Consider the following 19,449-nt stretch of genomic DNA (forward strand, 5'->3'; position numbering starts at 1 on the left):
GCGTAGCGTCCCCATCATGGCTGCGATCTCGGTGGAGAATCTCGTCAAGACGTTCGGGCCGACCCGCGCACTCGACGGCCTCGACCTCGAGGTGGGGACGGGGGAGGTGCACGGATTTCTCGGCCCCAACGGGTCCGGCAAGTCGACAACCATCCGGGTGCTGCTCGGCCTGTTGCGCGCGGACTCGGGCATTGCCACTCTCCTGGGCGGCGACCCGTGGCGCGACTCCGTGTCGTTGCACCGGCGGCTCGCCTACGTTCCCGGTGACGTGAACCTGTGGCCCAACCTCACCGGCGGAGAGGCGATCGACCTCCTCGCGGGGTTGCGCGGCGGGCTGGACGAGCCGCGGCGCGCGGAACTCCTCGAGCGATTCGAACTCGATCCGACGAAGAAGGCGCGCACGTACTCGAAGGGCAACCGGCAGAAGGTCGCGCTGGTGGCCGCGTTCGCATCGGACGTCGAACTGTACGTGCTCGACGAACCCACGTCGGGGCTGGATCCGTTGATGGAGTCGGTGTTCCAGGACTGCGTCGAGGAAATGTCCGACGCGGGGAAGACGGTCCTGCTGTCGAGTCACATCCTCGCGGAGGTCGAGGCGCTGTGCGATCGGGTGAGCATCATCCGCGAGGGCCGAACCGTGGAGACCGGCACCCTCGCGGAACTGCGTCACCTCACGCGCACGTCGATCACCGCCGACACGCAGCGGCCGGTGACCGGGCTCGAGGCCGTCGACGGGGTGTACGACGTGCGAGTCGACGGCCTGCACACCCGGTGCGAGGTGGACACCAGCGCGATCGACGGGGTGCTGCGCCACCTGCTGACGTTCGGGATCACGTCGCTGACGTCGACACCACCGACGCTGGAAGAGTTGTTCCTCCGGCACTACGGGGACGAACTGGCCAGAGAGGGCGAGAACCATCGGCGGGCCGAGTCGGGGACGCGGACGCCGTGAGCACGGTGACGGCGCCGGCGCCGGCGGGCCGCGGCCAGTGTGCAGGAACCGCCCGGCTCGTGCGGCTCGCCCTGCGCCGCGACCGCATCCAGTTGCCGGTGTGGCTGCTCGCTCTCGCAGCGCTGCAGGCGTTCTCGGCGTCGAGCGTGCTCGGCCTGTATCCCACGGAGCCCGACCTGCGCAGTTTCGCGATGGCCACTGCGGCGTCGCCGGTCGCGCTGGCCACCAACGGTCTCGTGTCGGGGTACAGCGCCGGCGCCGTGCTCGCCTGTCAGATCGTCATGCCTCTGTCGCTGGCCGCCGGCCTGATGACCACCCTGCTGGTCGTGCGGCACACCCGCCAGAACGAGGAGACCGGCCGCGCCGAACTCGTCGAGGCCGCCGTGGTGGGCCGGAAGGCACTGCTCACCGCTGCCCTGGCGGTGGCGGTCGGTGCGAACTTCGCTCTCGGACTGCTCAACGTCGTCGTGCTGGTGGCGGCGGGTCTGCCACTGGACGGGTCGGTGGCGCTCGGCGCGGCCGTCGCCGGTGCCGGTATCGCGTTCGCGGCGATCGCCGCGGTGACGGCGCAGGTGACGGACAGTGCCCGCACCGCCAACGGACTGGCCGGGGCCGCCCTGGGCGTGGCATTCCTGTTGCGTGCGGTGGGAGACATGACGGGCACGGTGACGAACAACGGCACGCAGGTGGTGAGCGGCTGGCCGACGTGGGTGTCGCCGATCGGCTGGGCCGAGCAGGTCCGTCCGTACGACGACAACGCCTGGTGGGTTCTGGCGCTGCCCGCGGTGTTCGCACTCGCGGTCGGCTCGGTCGCCTTCGCTCTCACGGAGCACCGCGATATCGGCTCGGGGCTCGTGCCGACCCGACCGGGCCCCGCCCGCGCCTCCCCGTCGCTGCCGACGGCGGTCGGATCGGCGTGGCGGATACAACGGACGATCCTGTTCTGGTGGGCATTCGGAATCGCCGTCCTCGCCGTGGTGTACGGCGCGATCGCAGACCAGATCGACGACTTCCTCGGCGAGGGCGAGCAGGTGGCCGACATGATGGAACAGCTCGGCGGCGGCACGACGAACATGGTCGACGCCTACTTCGCCGCCATCTTCGGCATGATGGCGATCGCGGTCGCAGGCTACGCCGTGCAGGCATTGCTGCGGATGCGCGGTGAGGAGTCGGCCGGGCGACTCGAACCCGTTCTCGCGACAGCGGTCTCGCGTCCGCGGTGGATGCTGGCGCAGGTCGGCCTGGTCACCGTCGGCATCGTGGTCCTGCAGACGCTGACCGGGGCGGCGACCGGGCTCGCGTACGGTCTGGTGACCGAGGACGCGCCGGGGAAGGTCGTGCACCTCACGGGGGCCGCCCTCGTCTTCGTACCGGCGATCAGTGTGGTCGCGGCATTGGCGGTGTTGGCGTTCGGCGGCATCCCCGCCTGGTCGGCCGGGCTCTCCTGGGGTGTGCTCGCGGTCTGCCTGATCTTCGGTTTCCTCGGATCACTGCTCGGGCTGCCTCAGGCGGTCCGCGATCTGTCGCCGTTCACACACGTCCCGCCTGTTCCCGCCGTGGACGTGACGGCCACTCCGCTGGCCTGGCTCGCGGTGATCGCCGTCGTCGTCGGTGCCATCGGAGTGGTGCTGTTCCGTCGGCGCGACCTCACGAATTCGTAGCGGCAGAGGGCGGCTGGGTCGACGGACGGCGCCGCAGGTCGGTGTCCAGCATGCGGATCAACTCACCGACCCGTCCACCGCCTCCCGGTGCCGCGGGGAAGCGCTCGAGCACATCGACGACGACCGGTGTCGCGCGAAGCACCGCTTGCTCGACGTGCCCGGCACCGACGGTCCGATCGTCACCGGCGACGAGTTCGGCGGCTCTAGCCGCGTGGGCGCCTGCTCCGAGAATATGTTTGACCTGGGTGGCCTTGGCCAACGGATGCAGATAGGCGGCGCCTGCCGCAGACATCGCTGCCCACGCTGCCTCGCGCGCAGCCGCAGTGTTCGTTCCCTTGGCTGCCGCGAGCGCGGCCCACGCTGTGTCGCGCAGAGACTTCCCGCGTTCTCCACCCCGCGCGAATTCCCACGCAGCTGTGATCGCGTCTCGGGGCCGCGAGTCGTGCGGCTGATCGTCCTCGAATATCTCGAGGACCACCTCCGCACACCGCGCAGCAAACGCGGAGACCTCACGAAGTTCCTGCTTGCTCAGAACGATCTCGTTCGCTTCCCCCGCCATGGCTACATTTTCGACCATCGGGGCCGGGGCCGGGGCCGTGCCGCGCGTTCACGCTGTGTCTTCCCCAAACAGGGCCCGCACGCCGGCGACGTCGTACTCGGCTACCGACGCCGACAGCATGTCCGCGCCTTGCTCGTCGCTCGGGCCGCTGCCGCGGAAAGTGTCGACCGCCGCTTGCGACTCCCAGCGCTCGAAGACGTTGATGCGACCGGGGTCGACCAGGTCGGCGGAGATGGCGAAGTCGAGGCAGCCTGCTGCGCCGCGTGCCTGTTCGACGACCCTCACGCAGCCTGCGAGATAGGACTCGCGCTGTTGCGGTGCGACGGTGATGTGTCCTGCGACGATGACCATGGGTTCGCTCCTCTTCCAGGCGTCTTCCTGTCGAGCCGGGCGGGTGAAATTCGAGCCGGGACTGTCTTCGCCACAGCACCTCTCATCCAGTACAGACAGCATGCGGGCGCGAAACTCATCGCGGTCGTCGTCTCCCCACCACAGCAGATGTGACATGTCGGCCGCGTGGGGGCGATTACCATGCCGGGCATGGGGTGGACTGACGATCTCCGTGGCCGGTTGGACGAACTACTCGACGAGTACCGGGCCGCTCTGCGCGGCAGTCTCGACGGTCTGGACGACGAGCAGGCGCGCCTGCGTCTGGTGCGCTCGAAGACGACGCTGCTCGGATTGGTCAAAGACCGAACGCTGTGACGCATCCCGGCGGACAATGGCCGGTCTGGCGCTCGACGACACAGTCGACGGCCGGGGCGAGCGCACCGTGTGGGCCCTGTACCTGCAGGTACTGCGTGAACTCGCCCAGCACGCCGGTCACGCCGACATGCTGCGCGAGCAGATCCTCCTCGCCGACCGCATTCCGTGATCGCTGGCGGTCCGTGTGCCCTACTGGGGGCGGATCGGATTGCAGCCGACGCTGACGTAGGTGACGATCCCCTCCTGCAGGCCGCACGTAGTGAAGGCGCCCGTCGAGACGCCGACCTCCCACCACGGGGCGCCGATTCCGCCGACGCACGATCCGGTCGACGGTGTCCCCGTCGGCACCCACAGGCCATCGCGGCGATAGCCCTGAATCCACGGAATGTGCGAGACACCCCCGGGTCCCGGAATCGCTCGCGGCGTCAGGCCGAAGCACTCGACGGTCCCGATGTGGACCGCAGTCATACCATCGGGCACGCCCTGCGCCGTGCAGTGCGAGGTGCCCGATGTAGGCGTGGTGCCGGCGTGACAGTCGGCCGAAGGTTCGGCCTGCGCGGGAGCGGCGGCAACCGCGACCACCGCGGCGGCAAGGGCGGACGACGCGGCCGCTCCGGCAAGGAACCTGCGGATCCTGTGGGTCATCGGATACTCCTTCGGGTCCGGCGGCCCGCTCCTGACGATCGGGTCCGCATGGTGCTTCTGTCGCTGCATCATCGGATTTCGTTAGCCGTGCGGTGTGCCGTCGAGGTCGCGGACAGTGGCGACCCTCGGATTGGTGACGATCATTCCGGCACAGCGGGATCAGGCCCCGCTGACGATCACCTTCACCTCGTTCCCCGGCCTGTACCTGCGTGCGGGAGCGTGGCAGGACTTCGCGCTACCGGCATGAGGCTGCGACGCCTGCGAGGAGGACGCGGAGTACGTCCTGCGCGAGTTGGCCGAGTACGCGGAGGCGCTTACCGCCGGACTGGAGTCGCCACGGAACGACGACGCTGTCGGTGGCGGACGTGACGGAATTGCGCGCTCGGCCGGTGCAACCGCCGGCCGATGGCCATTGGCGGCCGTGGTCACCACGCCGCTAACGTCATCCAGGCCGCGTGACAAACACTCGGCTCCAGTGTCGGGGGAGCTGGTCGAACGCGTGTAATCGCGACGGACCTGTCGGAGCTTTCTATTGCTGTGGTCGCGTTCGGTTGCTAGAATCGAACAAAGTTTCGAACGACCTTGGGGGAGGTTGGTTGTGGGGGCTCCGATTGCAGCGGATCTGGATGAGTTGCGTGCGTTCACGGCGCGGCTGAGGTGTGCCGAGGCGGGTGGGGACGCGGGGTTGGGGATCGAGTGGCTCGATGCGATCGAGACGTTGAAGTCGGTCGGGTGTGCGGTGCAGGCGGTGATCGCCGACGGCGTCGCCACTAGTATTCGTGCGGATCGCAGGGCTCGGGGGTTGCCGCGGGCGGAGTGGGACCGCGGCATTGCCTCGCAGATTGCGTTGGCGCGCAGGGAATCCCCGAACCGTGGCGGTCGGCATCTCGGGTTCGCTCAGGCGTTGGTGCACGAGATGCCGCACACCCTGGCGATGTTGCGGTGGGGCCGGTTGAACGAATGGCGCGCCACGTTGTTAGTGCGGGAAACGGCGTGCCTGTCGGCGGCCGATCGGGGCATCGTGGACCGCCGGTTGTGCTCGGACCCGGCCACTCTCGACGGGGTCGGCGACCGCGGGCTGATCGCACGGGCGAAGGCGTTGGCGGTGGAACTCGACGCCGCAGCGGTCGTGGCCCGGCACCGCAAGGCGGTGTCCGAGCGTCGGGTCACGACACGGCCTGCGCCGGACTCGATGGCCTACCTGAGCGTGTTGATGCCGGTCGAGCAGGCGGTCTGTCTGCAGGCGACCCTGGGGCGGGATGCGGACAGTCTGATCGCCGCCGGAGACAGTGGCGGCCGCACCCGCAATCAGCTGATGGTGGACCTGTTGTTCGACCGCGGAACCGGCCGGGCCGCTGCGAGTGGTGTTCCGGTGGCGGTGAATCTGGTGCTCTCGGACGAGACCTTGCTGGCCGGTGGGCAGGAGGCGGCGCAGTTGCAGGGGTTCGGGCTGGTGCCGGCGGGGATTGCCCGGCAGTTGGTGGCCGATTCTGTCGATGCCGACGCGGAGACGTCGTTGCAGCGGGTGTATTCCTGCCCGCAGTCGGGGTCGTTGACCGCGATGGAGTCGCAGTCGCGCACGTTCCCGAAGGGCCTGCGGAAGCTGATCGACCTGCGGGACGGGACGTGCCGCACCCCGTGGTGTGATGCGCCGATCCGGCATCACGACCACATCCGCTCACGCCGAGAATCCGGTGCCACGACGGCGGACAACGGGTCCGGGCTTTGCGAGGCGTGCAATTATGCGAAGGAAGGCGACGGATGGTCCGCCCGCCCCGTACACAACCCCGGCGGCACCCACCTCATCGACCTGGGCACTCCGACTGGGCACCACTACAGATCAACCCCGCCGCCGCTCCCGACCCCGGCGCATCTGTGGGCGTCATGAGGTGGTCAGCAGTCGATGACGAGCCATCCGCCGTGGTGTTCGAACACCACGAAGGGGCGTCCCGTCGATTCACCGAGCTTCGTGAGCGACGGGGTGTCGAAGGTGCGGATGTGTCCATGGCAGGCCGTTGCCTCGTCCTCGTAGGGGACGGCGACGACAACCCTGTCGCGGGCAACGCGGAGGGCCTCGGATATCACTGCGGCCCCGATGCTTTCGTCCACGTGTTCGAGGAGGTGGATGGCGGTGACGGTGTCGGCGCTGTTGTCGGGAACCGGTACGTGCGCGGCGTCGCACACGAGGGTGCGCAGATCGAGTCCGAGTTTCGGTGCCACGGCGTCGAGGAGGGTCATGGTGCCGGGCAGGATGTCGGTTGCCGTGACGGACCGACCGGCGCGGGCGAGTCGGAGCGGAAGGAATCCGAAGCACGACCCGAGGTCGAGAACCGAACCGCGGACCAATTGTTCCGCCTTCTCGTGGATCGGTGCGAAGTCGGCGGTGCCGTCCAGCAGTTCGTTCAGGGAGTTGCGGTAGTAGACGGTCCACGCTTCGAGCGCACCGTCGACGGTGGAGCGGACCAGTCCGACCATGGTCGATTCGAATTCGTCCTGACCGAAGTCGGCGTCCTCGATGGACGCGGTGACGGAGGCGACGAGTCGTTCGCTCAGATCTTCGGGTGTCAGGGCGTGCGTCACCCGCAGCTGGTCGCCGTCACGGGTGAGTGTGAGTGGCCCGGCCGCGACCCGCTCGACCGTGACGTGACCATGTGACCACAGCCCGGATTCGCACGGTGCGAGGGAGTTGAAAGGGGGCGTGTCGAGAGTGGAAGTCATTCGAGGCAACCTTGCCGAGAGGTGATGGCGGGAGTGGGTCAGGTTCGGGTGTCGGGCTCGCCGAGGGAACTCAGCCCATCGTAGAGCGATTGCATTCCGCTGGCGAGTAGTTCGTTCAGCTCGAGCGAATCGTCGTCGAGCCACTGCTCGTACGCCGACATCGCAACGCCGAGTAGGAGATAGCCGACGGTCCGGGGTACGTGGTCGGTCGGTGAGGTTCCGAGCCGGCTCGCGACGTACTCGGCGATGACGTTGCGCCACCCTTCATACATCACCACCGAATACGCCTGCAGGGCGGGGACTCGCAGGATCAGCCCCATGCGTTTGCGGTGGTTGATTTCCTCGCTCGCGGGAAACGCGTTGAATTGCAGGAGTGCTGCGGTGAGCCCGTCGACGATCGGAATGTCGTCGGGTTGCGCTGCGAGTTGGGCGCGCATTTCGGCGAGGTGTGCGTCGAAGTCTCCCCACGGGATCGCGTTCTTGGACGGGAAGTAGCGGAAGAGGGTGCGTCGGGCGATTCCGGATGCTTCGGCGACTTCGTCGACGCTGGTGGCGTCGAACCCCTGTTCCGTGAACAGTTCGATCCCGACGGTGCTGATCCGATCCTGCGTTGTGGACGGGCGTCGCCCTATCCGACTGGATGGTTTTCGACGACTTCTCAATTTTCGTCCCCTCCCGATCTGTCATTCTGCACTCGATGCCATTACAGTGGTGAGGCGAGTCACAGGGACGGTCTCCTATGACGGGGAACATCCCTCCGGCTCGCGCCGTATCACCGAACAGTAGGAGGAAATCATGTCGGATCGCGACAACAACGTGCTGGAAAACGACTTGGTCGAGGAATCCCTGGTGGAAGAGGTCTCGATCGACGGCATGTGCGGCGTGTACTGATCATGTCCGCTCCAGCTTCTGCTTCAGTGGCCGGCAACGCCGGTATCGATCTCGATGTGGGCTGGAAGCTTCATCCGCAGGTGGCGCTGCGTCCCGAACCTTTCGGGGCGCTGCTCTACCACTTCGGGACGCGCAAGCTGTCGTTCCTGAAGAACCGCACGATCGTCGCGGTGGTCGAAGCCCTTCCCTCACACGCCGACGCCCGGTCCGCACTGCGGGCGCAGGGTATCGGGGACGACACTGCCGCGCAGTATGCGCGAGCGCTCGGCACGTTGGCCGAGTCGCACATGATCGTCCCCGCCTGACCAGCTCTCTCCACCCGTACCAGAGGACACAGCCCATGACCTCCATGCTCGAAAGGCCTTCCGCTCCGGTCGGCCGCCTCGTCGACCAGTTCGAACTCGGTCTCGACGCCCCGATCTGCCTCACCTGGGAGTTGACCTACGCGTGCAACCTGTCGTGTGTGCACTGTCTGTCCTCCTCCGGCCGGCGTGACCCGCGGGAGTTGAGCACCGAGCAGTGCAAGTCGATCATCGACGAACTGCAGCGTATGCAGGTCTTCTACGTGAACATCGGCGGCGGTGAGCCGACGGTTCGCTCGGACTTCTGGGAGCTGGTCGACTATGCGACGGCTCACCAGGTGGGGGTGAAGTTCTCCACGAACGGGGTGAAGATCGACAAGAAGGTCGCCGCCCGGCTCGCGGCCAGCGACTACGTCGACGTGCAGATCTCCCTCGACGGTGCGACGGCCGAGGTCAACGACGCCGTTCGTGGTCCGGGTTCGTTCGCGATGGCGGTGCGGGCACTCGAGAATCTGTCCGAGGCGGGTTTCAAGGACGCCAAGATCTCCGTGGTGGTCACCCGGCACAACGTGTCCCAGCTCGACGACTTCAAGGCCCTCGCCGACAAGTACGGCGCCACCCTGCGCATCACCCGGCTGCGACCGTCGGGGCGCGGCGCGGACGTGTGGGACGAACTGCATCCCACGCAGGCGCAGCAGCGCGAGCTGTACAACTGGCTGGTCGCCAACGGTGAGGGCGTGCTCACCGGCGACTCCTTCTTCCACCTGTCCGCGTACGGCGATGCGTTGCCCGGTCTGAACCTGTGCGGCGCCGGACGGGTGGTGTGCCTGATCGACCCGATCGGCGACGTCTACGCCTGCCCGTTCGCGATCCACGAGCAGTTCCTCGCGGGAAACATCTTGGCGGACGGCGGTTTCCAGCAGGTGTGGCAGACGTCGGAGCTGTTCCAGGAGCTGCGGTCCCCGCAGACCGGCGGCGCGTGCAGCAAGTGCAACCACTACGACTCCTGCCGCGGCGGATGCATGGCCGCGAAGTTCTTCACCGGGCTGCCGATGGACGGCCCGGACCCCGAATGTGTGATCGGCAACGGCGAAGTGGCGTTGGCTGCCGCGGGGGAGATCCCGAAATCCAGTGTCGACCATTCCCGCACCGGCCAGCGCCGGACTCCGCGGGCGCCGGTTCCGTTGACGCTGATGGTGCGTCCGCCGGCCAAGATTTGTGACGAGAACCCGCTTGCGGGCATGGACCAGACGTAAGTCGTCTGCCAGGTACGAGAGGTATTGCCATGGGTAAGAATCCGTTCTTCGAGACGGTGGCCGAGGCTCAGCGTCGCGCGAAGAAGCGTCTGCCGAAGTCGGTGTATGCAGCGTTGATCGCCGGTTCCGAGCGGGGCGTGACGGTCGACGACAACATCGCGGCCTTCGCCGAGTTGGGGTTCGCCCCCCACGTGGTCGGTTTGTCCGACAAGCGTGAGCTGTCGACGACCGTGATGGGTCAGCCGATTTCGCTGCCCGTCGTGATCTCCCCGACCGGTGTGCAGGCGGTGCACCCCGACGGCGAGGTCGCGGTCGCGCGTGCGGCGGCGGCACGGGGAACGGCGATCGGTCTGAGTTCGTTCGCGAGCAAGTCGATCGAGGAGGTCACGGCGGCCAATCCTCAGACGTTCTTCCAGATGTACTGGGTCGGCACCCGGGACGTGTTGATCCAGCGGATGGAACGCGCCCGCGCCGCGGGGGCGACCGGCCTGATCATCACCACCGACTGGTCGTTCTCGTACGGACGCGACTGGGGTAGCCCGGCCATCCCCGAGAAGATGGACCTCAAGGCGATGCTCCAGTTCGCCCCCGAGGGCATTACTCGTCCGAAGTGGTTGTACGAGTTCGCGAAGACTCGCAAGATCCCGGATCTGACCACCCCGAACCTGGCGCAGCCCGGTCAGGAACCGCCCACGTTCTTCGGCGCCTACGGCGAGTGGATGCAGACGCCGTTGCCGACGTGGGACGACATCGCGTGGCTGCGCGAGCAGTGGGGCGGGCCGTTCATGCTCAAGGGCGTCATGCGGGTCGACGACGCGAAGCGCGCCGTCGACGCCGGCGTCACCGCGATCTCCGTGTCGAATCACGGCGGCAACAACCTCGACGGCACCCCGGCGCCGATCCGCGCGCTGCCCGCCATCGCGGAGGCCGTCGGCGACCAGGTCGAGGTGCTTCTCGACGGTGGTATCCGCCGCGGTAGCGACGTCGTGAAGGCCGTCGCGCTCGGTGCGAGGGCGGTCATGATCGGCCGCGCGTACCTGTGGGGCCTCTCGGCGAACGGTCAGGCCGGCGTCGAGAACGTTCTCGACGTCCTCCGCGGAGGTATCGACTCGGCGTTGCTCGGGCTGGGTCATTCGTCCATCCACGACCTGACGCCGTCCGACGTCGTGATCCCGCCCGGATTCGCCCGTGTGCTCGGCGCCGAATCCTGACCGACGAACGGCGTAGATGTCTGCGCAACTGACGGACCCGATCACCCTGGCCGGACGCCACGCCCCGGCCAGGGTGCTTCTGGGTCCGCACCCCACCAATCTCGGTGCGGGAAGAACGCTTTCCCCGCGGCACGTCGCGTACTACGAACGTCGGGCGCGTGGTGGCGCCGGGATCGTCGTCACCGAGGTTGCGTCGGTTCATGCCTCCGACTGGCCGTACGAGCGGGCTCCGCTGGCGTCTGACTGCGTCGGTGGCTGGTGGGACGTGGTCGCTGCGTGTCGCCCGCACGGCACGCTGGTGCTGGCCGGGCTGGGGCACACCGGACTGCAGGGGTCGAGTGCGTACTCGCAGGCGGTGCTGTGGGGACCGTCGGGCATTGCCGACGTGATCTCCCGTGAGATGCCGATGCAGATGGAGCAGGCGGAGATCGACGGCCTCGTCGAGGGTTTCCGTGCCGCGGCCGCCGCGGCCGTGTCCGCGGACGTGGACGGTGTCGAGCTCGACGCCGGACCGAGAGGGCTACTGCGGCAGTTCCATTCGAACCTCACCAATGTTCGCGCAGACGAGTACGGCGCCGACCCGCTGCGCCTCACCCGGGAGGTCCTCGCCGCCGTCCGCGACGAGCTGGGCCCCGACCGGGTCCTGTCCCTGCGCCTGAGCTGCGACGAGGCGACGTCCTGGGCGGGGATCACGCCGTCGATCGCCGCCGGACACGCACGGGAACTTGCCGAGGCACTCGACCTGCTCGTGGTGGTCCGGGGCGGGCCGATGACACCGAACGCGTACCGCCCCGACTTCCACCAGTCACCCGCGTTCAACACCGAACTCTGCCGGAACATCCGCTCGGCCGTCGCAGGCATGGTCCCGGTCGTTCTCCAGGGCAGCGTCGTCGATCCGGCCGATGCCCGGCGGGCGCTCGACGAGGGTGTCGCCGACGTCGTCGAGATGACGCGCGCCCAGATCGCCGACCCCGACCTCGTCGTCAAGATCCGGCGCCGTGCGGCGCCGCGGCCGTGCGTCCTGTGCAATCAGACGTGCCAGGTGCTCGACCCCCGCAATCCGGTCGTGACCTGCGTCGGTAATCCGACGGCCGGACACGAGACCGTCGATCCCGTCGAGGGCATCGCCGAGGTGGCCACCGGCGCGGTGCTGGTGGTCGGGGGCGGCCCGGCCGGTCTCGAGGCGGCGCGAGTGCTGGCCCTGCGCGGTCACCGCGTCACCGTGGCGGACGCGTCGGCCCGGCTCGGCGGGATGGTGCGGGCAGCCGTAGGTGCGCCGCACCTCAGAGCGCTCACCGACTGGCTCGAGAACGAATGCCGCAGCCTCGGGGTCGAATTCCGTCTCGGCACCACTGTCTCGGACGCCGACATCGACGCCGCGGAACGCGAGGGCGCGACGGTGGTCCTCGCAACCGGCAGCAGGCCCCGCCCGCTGCCGTTCCCCGTCGAGGGGAGCGTCCGGTGCGTCGGCGCCGCGGATCTGCTCGACGGCGGCGCGCCGGCGGAAGGGCCCCACGTCGTCTTCGACCCGGTCGGCGGACCGGTCGGCGTGGCGGTCGCCGAATGGCTCGCGGCGCAGGGACGCGACGTGAGCATGGTGACCCAGGATTCCGTGGCCGGTTCGCGACTGGGCATGACCGGGGATCTCGCCGATGCCAACTCCCGGTTGCAACGAGCCGGGGTGACGCGCCACCTCGACAGTCGCATCGTGTCGATCGGCGACGACGGCATGCGGATCCGCAACCGGTACACCGCCGAAGAGCCGGTGGTGCCGTGCACCGTGCTGATCGACTGCTCGCATCGCCTCCCCGAGGACACCCTCGGCTCGTCGCGTCCGGATGCGGTGCGGGTCGGCGACTGCGTGGCTCCCCGGACACTGCTCGAGGCGGTCCGTGAGGGTCGCACCGCGGCGCTGACCGTGTCCGCACACAGGCAGAACGAGTTCGACCACCATCCGTTCACCCTCGTCAACGAGAGATAGGACATTTCATGGGACAGTTCGACGACAAGGTCGCGTTCATCACCGGGGCTGCCCGTGGGCAGGGGCGGACGCACGCGGTGCGATTGGCGCGCGAAGGTGCGGCGATCATCGCCTTGGACATCTGCGGGCCGGTGTCGGAGTACAACAGCTACGAGCCGGCGACGCCGGACGACCTGGCCGAGACGGTGCGGCTCGTGGAATCCGAGGGCGGAAAGATTCTCGCCGAGCAGGCGGACGTGCGTGACAGTGCGCAACTGAAGTCTGTGGTGGACCGGGGAGTCGAACAGTTCGGCCGGCTCGACATCGTGATCGCGAACGCCGGGATCTGCAATTGGAATCGCTTCTGGGAGATGCCCGACGAGCAGTGGGAGACGCTGATCGACGTGAACCTCACCGGGGCGTGGAAGACGCTGAAGGCTGCGGTGCCTGCGCTGATCGAGGGAGGTCGCGGGGGTTCGATCATCGTGATCAGCTCCGTTGCGGGCATCAAGCCGTTGCCGGGGCAGGCGAATTACGCCGCCTCCAAGTTCGGGCTCGTCGGACTGACCCAGACCGCGGCAAAGGAACTGGGTGAATACGGGATTCGGGTCAACTCCGTTCACCCGTACGGGGTGAAGACTCCGATGGGCACCGATCCGGGCAGCCTCGTGATACTCGAGAAGCACCCGCACTACCTGTCGAGCTTCGGCACCATCCTCACCGAGCATCCGCTGGCCGACACCGACGACATCACCGATGCGGTGCTGTGGCTGGCCGGTGACGGTTCGCGGAGGGTCACGGGCAGTCAGGTCGCCGTCGACATGGGCAACACCAAGGTGTGAGCACCTCCGCGTACCGCCACCTGTTCACCCGATTGCGCGTGGGGCCGCTGACTCTGCGCAATCGGGTGGTCTTCTCCGCGCACCTCACGGGGTACGCCGTCGACGGCCTGCCCACCGCGCAGCACGCCGCCTACTATGCGGCGCGCGCGAAGGGCGGTGCGGGCCTGATCATCTCCGAGGAGAACGCAACCCATCCGGGGGACTGGCCGTACGAGAAGGTGATCGCCGGCTACCGGCCGGAGGTCGTCCCTGGGTACCGGCGGATCACCGACGCGGTCCACCACCACGGTGTCCCGATTCTGGCTCAGATCAACCACAACGGCGGCCAGGGGTCGAGCATGTACTCGCGGCGGCCGCTGTGGGCGCCGAGCGCCGTCCCCGATCCACTGTTCCGCGAAGTTCCCAAGGCGGTCGATCAGCGGGAGATCCGGACCCTCGTCGACGGGTACGCGCGCGTGGCCGAGCACTGTGTCCGAGGCGGATTCGACGGGATCGAACTGCAGTGTTCCCATTCGTCGCTGGTGCGGAGCTTCCTCGCCCCTGCTACGAACCAGCGCACGGACCATTACGGGGGATCGTTGGAGAACCGGGCCCGGTTCCTCCTCGAGGTCGTCGAGGCCGTGCGCGGCGCGATCGGTCCGGATCGCGCACTCGGGGTGAGGCTCGCGGGGGAGGATCTGGTCGATGGTGGAGTCCGCCTCGACGAGGCGGTGGCGGTGGCCGCTCTGGTGGAGGCGGACGGCCGTGTCGACTACATCAACACGTCCATCGGGATGGCCACCGAGACGCTCCACATGATCGAGGCCTCCATGGCCGTCCCTCGCGGGTACGCGTTGTTCGTCCCGAACGCCATCCGGCAACGGGTCGGTCTTCCCGTGGTCGGCGTCGGCCGATTCTCCGATCCGCACCAGGCCGACCAGGCTTTGGACGAGGGGCACTGCGACCTGATCGGGGTGGTGCGCGGCCAGATCGCAGACCCGGACTTCGCGGCGAAGGCCCTGGCCGGCGAAGAAGGAAACATCCGAACGTGCCTGGCGTGCAATCAGGAATGCATCGGACGTATGGGGCTGGGCCGGTGGCTCGGGTGCGTCGTCAACCCGCGCGCGGGCAGGGAATCGGTCCTGCTGCCCGCACCGACCGTTCCCGGCCGACGGGTCTTCGTGGTCGGCGGTGGCCCGGCCGGGCTCAAGGCCGCGGCGACCGCGGCGCAGCGGGGTCACGACGTGACGCTGTTCGAACGCGCGACGGTTCTCGGTGGCCAGGTCCGGACGGCTGCCGTCGTCCCGGGCCGCCGCGAGTTCCTCGACCTCGTCGTCGATCTGGAATCGGAATGCGTTCGGCGCGGTGTGGACGTGCGGAGCGGCACCGACGCGACCGCCGGGGCACTGGTGCAGGGACGTCCCGACGTGGTGGTGCTCGCGACCGGGGCGCGTCCGCGCCGACCGCGCTGGGCGGGCGCGTCGGACCGGGTGGTGGACGTGCGGGACGTGCTGGAGGACCGCGCGCGTCCGGCCGGGACGGTGCTAGTGGTCGACGAATTGGGATTCCATCAGGGCACGTCCGTCGCGGAGTTCGTCGCCGACGCCGGGTGTGCCGTCACGATCTGCACACCGGGGATGATCGTCGGCCAGGATCTCGGCATCACGCTGGACCTCGAGGGATGGAACCGGCGGGCGCACGGCAAGGGCATCACGCAGGTGACGGACGTGGTGCCGACCGGGTGCGAAGCCGCAGACGGTGGGCGGCTCGCGGTCACGCTCCTGCACCACCCGACCGGTGAGTTGCGACAGCTCACCGTCGACTGGGTGGTGTCCTCGGCGCATCAGCAGCCGGAGGACGATCTGTGGAAAGAGCTGGCCGACAGCGGTATCGAGGTTCATCGCGTCGGCGACGCCCTGGCTCCGCGGCGCGCGCATTCCGCCGTCATCGAGGGGGAGCGGGTCGCGCTCGCGCTCTAGCGCGCGCAGCGGCCGGTTCCGCATCGCCTAGCATCGGTGGATGCCCCATTCCGGACACCTCGACGACGCGGTGTGGCCCGAACTCGTGTCCCGCGTGTCGACGGTCGTGGTCCCGGTCGGCTCTCTCGAGCAGCACGGACCGCATTTGCCGCTCGACACCGACACCGCCATCGCCGACGCCGTGTCCCGCGCGCTGCCGCACGTGCTGGTGGCGCCCCCGATCGCCTACGGTGCCAGTGGCGAGCACGAGGGGTTTCCCGGGACGGTCTCGCTCGGGGCGGAGGCGCTGGAGACCGTGTTGGTCGAGTACGGCAGGTCCGCGTGCCGGTGGGCGGACCGTGTGCTGTTCGTCAATGGGCACGGCGGAAACGGGCCCGCGCTGGTCAAGGCTGTCGCCTTGCTTCGGTACGAGGCCCGCGATGTGGCGTGGGTGCCGTGTGCGGTACCCGGGGCGGACGCCCATGCCGGGCGTACGGAAACGTCCTTGTTGCTACACCTTTCACCCGGTCGGGTGAGGTTGTCCAGGGCTGAAGCCGGTAATACGGAACCTATTGCGAGGTTGATGCCAAGACTGCGCGAAGGCGGTATGGTCGCCGTGTCGGCCAACGGCGTGCTCGGTGACCCGACGGGCGCTACGGCCGCGGAGGGGGCGCAGATCTTCGGCGTACTCGTCCACGCAGTCACCAAGGCACTGGCCCGGTGGGAACCGGGCCCCGATGGAAGGCTCCGGTCGGAACCGGGCGCCGATGGGAGGCTCCAATGACCCGCACGGGCGTCCTCGAGTTGCCGAGGGCGGATTTCCGGCATGCCGACGCGACTAATTTCCGGCATGCCCTGCCAGCGCTCTCCGATCCGCCTACGATCGACTGATGCGCCAAGCTCGACTTCCCGACGGATTCGGGATCCGAATCGACCCCAAGGTACGCGCATATTCCGGAGGTCGAGTGCTCATCGGCGGTTCGCCGACTCGGATGCTGAAGCTGGCACCCACCGCGGCGGCCATGATCGGAGACGGCTACCTCGAGGTCGTCGATCCGCAGTCCGCGGTCGTTGCACGCCGCCTCCTCGATTCGGGGGTCGCCAACCCGCGCCCCATGAGTACTCCGTCGCCCCGGGATGTCACCGTTGTCATTCCGGTGAAGAACAACGCGTCGGGGCTGCACCGGGTGCTGGCCTCGCTCCGCGGACTCGAGGTGGTCGTCGTCGACGACGGATCCGACGTCCCGATCGTCGCCCCCGTGCTGCAGAACGGGTGCGGTGGCCGCGTCACCGTTCTGCGCCACGAGACGGCCAAGGGACCGGCCGCGGCACGGAACACCGGTCTGCGTTACGCCGCAACTCCGTTCGTGGCGTTCCTCGACTCCGACGTCCTGCCGCGCACCGGCTGGATCGAGGTCATGCTCGGCCACTTCAGCGATCCCGCGGTCGCACTCGTCGCCCCGAGAATCGTGGCGCTCGAACCCGAGGCGAGCACACTCGCGCGGTACGAGCACGCCCGCTCCTCCCTCGACCTCGGACGTAAGGAGTCCGCGGTCCAGTCCGGCGGCCCGGTGTCGTACGTCCCGAGCGCCGCGATGATCGCCCGCCGCGAGGTGCTCGACGAATTCGGCGGCTTCGACGAGTCCATGCACGTGGCGGAGGACGTCGACCTGTGCTGGCGACTCCAGGAGTCCGGCTGGCGACTGCGGTACGAGCCGGTGGCTCACGTTGCGCACGATCACCGTGTGACGTTCGGAAAGTGGTTCGACCGCAAGCTGTTCTACGGCACCGGTGCGGCGCCGCTGGCGGCAAGGCATTCGGGGATGGTTCCCCCGCTGTCGATGTCGCCGTGGACGTTCTTCGCGTGCCTCGCCGCCGCCACCTGCACCCGGCTCGGCCTGCTCGGCGCCGTCGCCACACTCGCGATGATGCTGCTGCGCCTGCGCCGCATGTTCACCGGCCTCGACCAGCCGACCCGCATCGCCGCGATCCTTGCGGCCCAGGGCTTCGCCGGCGGTGCCTGGCAACTGGCGTCCGCGATGTGTCGCCACTATTGGCCGATCACTCTGCTGGCGGTGCTGCTGTCGAAACGGATTCGCCGTATCGCGCTCGCGATCGCCGTCGCCGAGGGCGTCGCCGACTGGGTGACCCACCGGGAGCCCGGAGGGCTGGGACCGGTGCGGCACACGGTGTTCAAGCGGATCGACGACGTCGCGTACGGCGCCGGGCTCTGGAAGGGCGCCATCACGGCCCGCGACCTCGACGCATTGAAGCCCCGGTTGAAGTCGTAGTGGCCGATCCGATTCGCGCCGCCGACGTCGTGGTCGTCGGCGGCGGTTCGAGTGGATGCGTCGTGGCCGCCCGGCTCAGCGAGAATCCCGGACGATCGGTCCTCCTCCTCGAGTCCGGACCCGGTTACCGGTCGGTGTCCGACTGTCCCGTGCTCGACTACCGGACGCTGCCGGTCGGTCCGGGCAGCGCGTTCGCCGAGACGTACGGCGTGGAGCTGGCACGAAGCGTTCCCTCGGCCATGGTGCGGGGGCACGTCCTCGGCGGTTCGGGCGCCGTCAACGGCGCCTACTTCGTCCGTGGGACGGAAGCGGATTTCCGGCACTGGCCCGCGTCGTGGTCGTACGAGAACGTGCTGCCGGCCTTCCGGGCACTCGAGCGTGACGCCGACTTCGACGACTCCCGGCACGGCACGACCGGACCGATGCCCGTTCGCAGGCAGCCCGCGGAGCGGCTGAGCGAGATCAGCGCGGCGTTCCGAGCCGCGGCACTCGGTGCAGGACATCCCGAGGAACCCGACAAGAACGGCGCGGGCGCAGGCGGGATCGGTCCGGTGCCCCTGAACGTCGACGGCGGCCACCGTGTCAGTACGGCAGTGGCGTACCTGCTTCCGGCATGGGAGCGGCCCAATCTGGCGGTCGAAGCGAATTCCGATGTCGTCCGAATTCTGTTCTCCGGTAACGAGACCGTCGGGGTGGAAGTGGAGTCGGACGGTGTGCGGCGCACGGTCCGCACCGGTCGGGTCGTGCTGGCGGCAGGTCCGGTCGAAACCCCGGTGCTGCTGATGCTTTCGGGTATCGGTCCGGCGAAACACCTGACGGACAACGACATTCCCGTCGTCCTCGACGCGCCCGGTGTGGGCAGCGACTTCAGTGATCACCCCGAAGTGGCTCTGCCGTACCGTATCCGGGACTCGCTCCGCCGCAGCGACACCAGTCCGGTCGTCGAAACGGTGCTGAATGTCGGCGACCTCGAGATCCGTCCGTACACGGCGCCGTTCGACGTGCTCGTCCCCGGATCCGGGCAGCCCGACCCGATCCTCGGGATCGGGCTCATGGTGACGGACAGCCGGGGCGACATCCGGCTCACGTCGCGGCACCGCCGGGACCGTCCCCGAATCGAATACCGCTACGCGCAATCCGCCGCCGACCGCCGGGCGCTGCGCGAGGGACAAGCCATCGGACTGGAACTGCTCCGTTCGCGGGAGCTCGGTCCGTTGGTCGTGCCGCTGTCCGAGGAGGTATCCGACCGCGCGGTGCTCGCGCATCTGGGGACGTCGCTGCACCTGTGCGGCAGTTGCCGGATGGGCGGACGCGACGACGCGGGCGCGGTGGTGGACGAGTGGTGCAACGTCCGCGGAATGGAAGGGCTGACCATCGCCGACACCTCGGTGTTCCCGGTGGTCCCGAGCCGTGGGCCGCACGCCACGGCGGTGATGGTCGCCGAGCGCGTCAGTACCTTCCTGCGGGAGTGACCGAGGGGGCGACACGGGCCCGTGTGATGCGGGTTACAGTAGGCAGA

21 protein-coding genes are annotated in these 19,449 nt (G+C 68.5%); 16 read left to right on the top strand and 5 right to left on the bottom strand.

All coding sequences use genetic code 11. From position 1 onward, the window contains the following. The first annotated feature begins 16 nt into the window (after positions 1-16). Both ACLIVD_RS12255 and ACLIVD_RS12260 read left to right on the top strand, forming a co-directional pair. Positions 17-952, top strand: coding sequence for an ABC transporter ATP-binding protein (locus tag ACLIVD_RS12255; RefSeq protein WP_491932532.1), 936 nt, complete (start codon positions 17-19; stop codon positions 950-952). Next, entirely contained in the window at positions 949-2,613 is a 1,665-nt protein-coding gene (locus ACLIVD_RS12260) for an ABC transporter permease (protein WP_491932533.1), read from the top strand. The genes ACLIVD_RS12255 and ACLIVD_RS12260 overlap by 4 nt, the downstream gene beginning before the upstream one ends. Here ACLIVD_RS12260 and ACLIVD_RS12265 read toward each other — a convergent pair. Beyond that, entirely contained in the window at positions 2,600-3,172 is a 573-nt protein-coding gene (locus tag ACLIVD_RS12265) for a putative immunity protein (protein ID WP_317569185.1), read from the bottom strand. The genes ACLIVD_RS12260 and ACLIVD_RS12265 overlap by 14 nt on opposite strands. Before the next feature lie 48 nt (positions 3,173-3,220). Further along, positions 3,221-3,523, bottom strand: a complete 303-nt coding sequence (locus ACLIVD_RS12270) for a putative quinol monooxygenase (RefSeq protein WP_283332938.1) — start codon at positions 3,521-3,523, stop codon at positions 3,221-3,223. Positions 3,524-3,712: 189 nt separating this feature from the next. Here ACLIVD_RS12270 and ACLIVD_RS12275 point away from each other — a divergent pair, with 189 nt between their 5' ends. Together ACLIVD_RS12275 and ACLIVD_RS12280 are read left to right on the top strand one after the other, a co-directional pair. Continuing rightward, positions 3,713-3,877: a mycothiol transferase gene (locus tag ACLIVD_RS12275; protein ID WP_317569186.1), complete on the top strand. Its 165-nt coding sequence runs from the start codon at positions 3,713-3,715 to the stop codon at positions 3,875-3,877. A 16-nt stretch (positions 3,878-3,893) separates the two neighbouring features. After that, the gene (locus ACLIVD_RS12280; protein WP_491932534.1) at positions 3,894-4,046 is read left to right on the top strand and encodes a mycothiol transferase; all 153 of its coding nucleotides are present in this window, start codon (positions 3,894-3,896) and stop codon (positions 4,044-4,046) included. Positions 4,047-4,066: 20 nt separating this feature from the next. On the opposite strand, the gene ACLIVD_RS12285 is transcribed toward ACLIVD_RS12280, so the two are convergent. Further along, positions 4,067-4,522, bottom strand: coding sequence for a hypothetical protein (locus ACLIVD_RS12285; RefSeq protein ID WP_317569188.1), 456 nt, complete (start codon positions 4,520-4,522; stop codon positions 4,067-4,069). Between the two features lie 115 nt (positions 4,523-4,637). Between ACLIVD_RS12285 and ACLIVD_RS12290 the strand changes: the two genes are divergently transcribed. After that, entirely contained in the window at positions 4,638-4,769 is a 132-nt protein-coding gene (locus ACLIVD_RS12290) for a DUF6226 family protein (RefSeq protein WP_491932535.1), read from the top strand. Positions 4,770-5,120: 351 nt separating this feature from the next. Then, complete coding sequence (locus ACLIVD_RS12295; protein ID WP_491932536.1) at positions 5,121-6,410, top strand: HNH endonuclease; 1,290 nt, start codon at positions 5,121-5,123, stop codon at positions 6,408-6,410. Between the two features lie 5 nt (positions 6,411-6,415). Here the strand turns inward: ACLIVD_RS12295 and mftM are convergent, their stop codons facing one another. Both mftM and mftR read right to left on the bottom strand, forming a co-directional pair. Then, complete coding sequence (mftM, locus tag ACLIVD_RS12300; protein WP_491932537.1) at positions 6,416-7,240, bottom strand: mycofactocin oligosaccharide methyltransferase MftM; 825 nt, start codon at positions 7,238-7,240, stop codon at positions 6,416-6,418. A gap of 38 nt (positions 7,241-7,278) precedes the next feature. Then, positions 7,279-7,902 (bottom strand): mycofactocin system transcriptional regulator MftR, encoded by a 624-nt coding sequence (gene mftR, locus ACLIVD_RS12305; protein ID WP_005239471.1) that lies wholly within the window; start codon positions 7,900-7,902, stop codon positions 7,279-7,281. Between the two features lie 133 nt (positions 7,903-8,035). Between mftR and mftA the strand changes: the two genes are divergently transcribed. From mftA to mftG, 10 genes are all read left to right on the top strand, one after another. Beyond that, the gene (gene mftA, locus ACLIVD_RS12310) at positions 8,036-8,131 is read left to right on the top strand and encodes a mycofactocin precursor MftA (RefSeq protein ID WP_005573048.1); all 96 of its coding nucleotides are present in this window, start codon (positions 8,036-8,038) and stop codon (positions 8,129-8,131) included. A gap of 2 nt (positions 8,132-8,133) precedes the next feature. After that, complete coding sequence (mftB, locus tag ACLIVD_RS12315; RefSeq protein WP_080578158.1) at positions 8,134-8,436, top strand: mycofactocin biosynthesis chaperone MftB; 303 nt, start codon at positions 8,134-8,136, stop codon at positions 8,434-8,436. A 35-nt stretch (positions 8,437-8,471) separates the two neighbouring features. Further along, on the top strand, positions 8,472-9,689 hold the full coding sequence (gene mftC, locus ACLIVD_RS12320; protein WP_317569192.1) for a mycofactocin radical SAM maturase: 1,218 nt from the start codon (positions 8,472-8,474) through the stop codon (positions 9,687-9,689). A 29-nt stretch (positions 9,690-9,718) separates the two neighbouring features. Further along, the gene (gene mftD, locus ACLIVD_RS12325) at positions 9,719-10,900 is read left to right on the top strand and encodes a pre-mycofactocin synthase MftD (protein WP_280783586.1); all 1,182 of its coding nucleotides are present in this window, start codon (positions 9,719-9,721) and stop codon (positions 10,898-10,900) included. Between the two features lie 16 nt (positions 10,901-10,916). Beyond that, positions 10,917-12,881: a mycofactocin system FadH/OYE family oxidoreductase 1 gene (locus ACLIVD_RS12330; RefSeq protein ID WP_491932538.1), complete on the top strand. Its 1,965-nt coding sequence runs from the start codon at positions 10,917-10,919 to the stop codon at positions 12,879-12,881. Positions 12,882-12,889: 8 nt separating this feature from the next. Then, positions 12,890-13,702, top strand: a complete 813-nt coding sequence (locus tag ACLIVD_RS12335) for a mycofactocin-coupled SDR family oxidoreductase (protein ID WP_283332946.1) — start codon at positions 12,890-12,892, stop codon at positions 13,700-13,702. Continuing rightward, entirely contained in the window at positions 13,699-15,660 is a 1,962-nt protein-coding gene (locus tag ACLIVD_RS12340) for a mycofactocin system FadH/OYE family oxidoreductase 2 (protein ID WP_491932539.1), read from the top strand. Before ACLIVD_RS12335 ends, ACLIVD_RS12340 begins: the two co-directional genes overlap by 4 nt. Before the next feature lie 40 nt (positions 15,661-15,700). Further along, positions 15,701-16,423, top strand: a complete 723-nt coding sequence (gene mftE / locus ACLIVD_RS12345; protein WP_317569195.1) for a mycofactocin biosynthesis peptidyl-dipeptidase MftE — start codon at positions 15,701-15,703, stop codon at positions 16,421-16,423. Between the two features lie 106 nt (positions 16,424-16,529). Continuing rightward, positions 16,530-17,930, top strand: a complete 1,401-nt coding sequence (mftF, locus tag ACLIVD_RS12350; RefSeq protein ID WP_283332949.1) for a mycofactocin biosynthesis glycosyltransferase MftF — start codon at positions 16,530-16,532, stop codon at positions 17,928-17,930. Further along, positions 17,930-19,402: a mycofactocin dehydrogenase MftG gene (mftG, locus tag ACLIVD_RS12355; protein WP_477954073.1), complete on the top strand. Its 1,473-nt coding sequence runs from the start codon at positions 17,930-17,932 to the stop codon at positions 19,400-19,402. The genes mftF and mftG overlap by 1 nt, the downstream gene beginning before the upstream one ends. The last annotated feature ends 47 nt before the right edge of the window (positions 19,403-19,449 follow it).

This window comes from Rhodococcus sp. G6(2025), assembly GCF_058628105.1.

Bases quoted from the DNA above. Each gene is read 5' to 3' on its own strand.
- ACLIVD_RS12265 (WP_317569185.1), bottom strand. From the start codon at position 3,172: ATGGCGGGGGAAGCGAACGAGATCGTTCTGAGCAAGCAGGAACTTCGT.
- mftD (WP_280783586.1), top strand. From the start codon at position 9,719: ATGGGTAAGAATCCGTTCTTCGAGACGGTGGCCGAGGCTCAGCGTCGC.
- mftE (WP_317569195.1), top strand. From the start codon at position 15,701: ATGCCCCATTCCGGACACCTCGACGACGCGGTGTGGCCCGAACTCGTG.
- ACLIVD_RS12270 (WP_283332938.1), bottom strand. From the start codon at position 3,523: ATGGTCATCGTCGCAGGACACATCACCGTCGCACCGCAACAGCGCGAG.
- ACLIVD_RS12335 (WP_283332946.1), top strand. From the start codon at position 12,890: ATGGGACAGTTCGACGACAAGGTCGCGTTCATCACCGGGGCTGCCCGT.
- ACLIVD_RS12255 (WP_491932532.1), top strand. From the start codon at position 17: ATGGCTGCGATCTCGGTGGAGAATCTCGTCAAGACGTTCGGGCCGACC.
- ACLIVD_RS12280 (WP_491932534.1), top strand. From the start codon at position 3,894: ATGGCCGGTCTGGCGCTCGACGACACAGTCGACGGCCGGGGCGAGCGC.
- ACLIVD_RS12275 (WP_317569186.1), top strand. From the start codon at position 3,713: ATGGGGTGGACTGACGATCTCCGTGGCCGGTTGGACGAACTACTCGAC.
- mftC (WP_317569192.1), top strand. From the start codon at position 8,472: ATGACCTCCATGCTCGAAAGGCCTTCCGCTCCGGTCGGCCGCCTCGTC.
- mftA (WP_005573048.1), top strand. From the start codon at position 8,036: ATGTCGGATCGCGACAACAACGTGCTGGAAAACGACTTGGTCGAGGAA.
- ACLIVD_RS12285 (WP_317569188.1), bottom strand. From the start codon at position 4,522: ATGACCCACAGGATCCGCAGGTTCCTTGCCGGAGCGGCCGCGTCGTCC.
- ACLIVD_RS12330 (WP_491932538.1), top strand. From the start codon at position 10,917: ATGTCTGCGCAACTGACGGACCCGATCACCCTGGCCGGACGCCACGCC.
- mftB (WP_080578158.1), top strand. From the start codon at position 8,134: ATGTCCGCTCCAGCTTCTGCTTCAGTGGCCGGCAACGCCGGTATCGAT.
- mftF (WP_283332949.1), top strand. From the start codon at position 16,530: ATGCGCCAAGCTCGACTTCCCGACGGATTCGGGATCCGAATCGACCCC.
- mftM (WP_491932537.1), bottom strand. From the start codon at position 7,240: ATGACTTCCACTCTCGACACGCCCCCTTTCAACTCCCTCGCACCGTGC.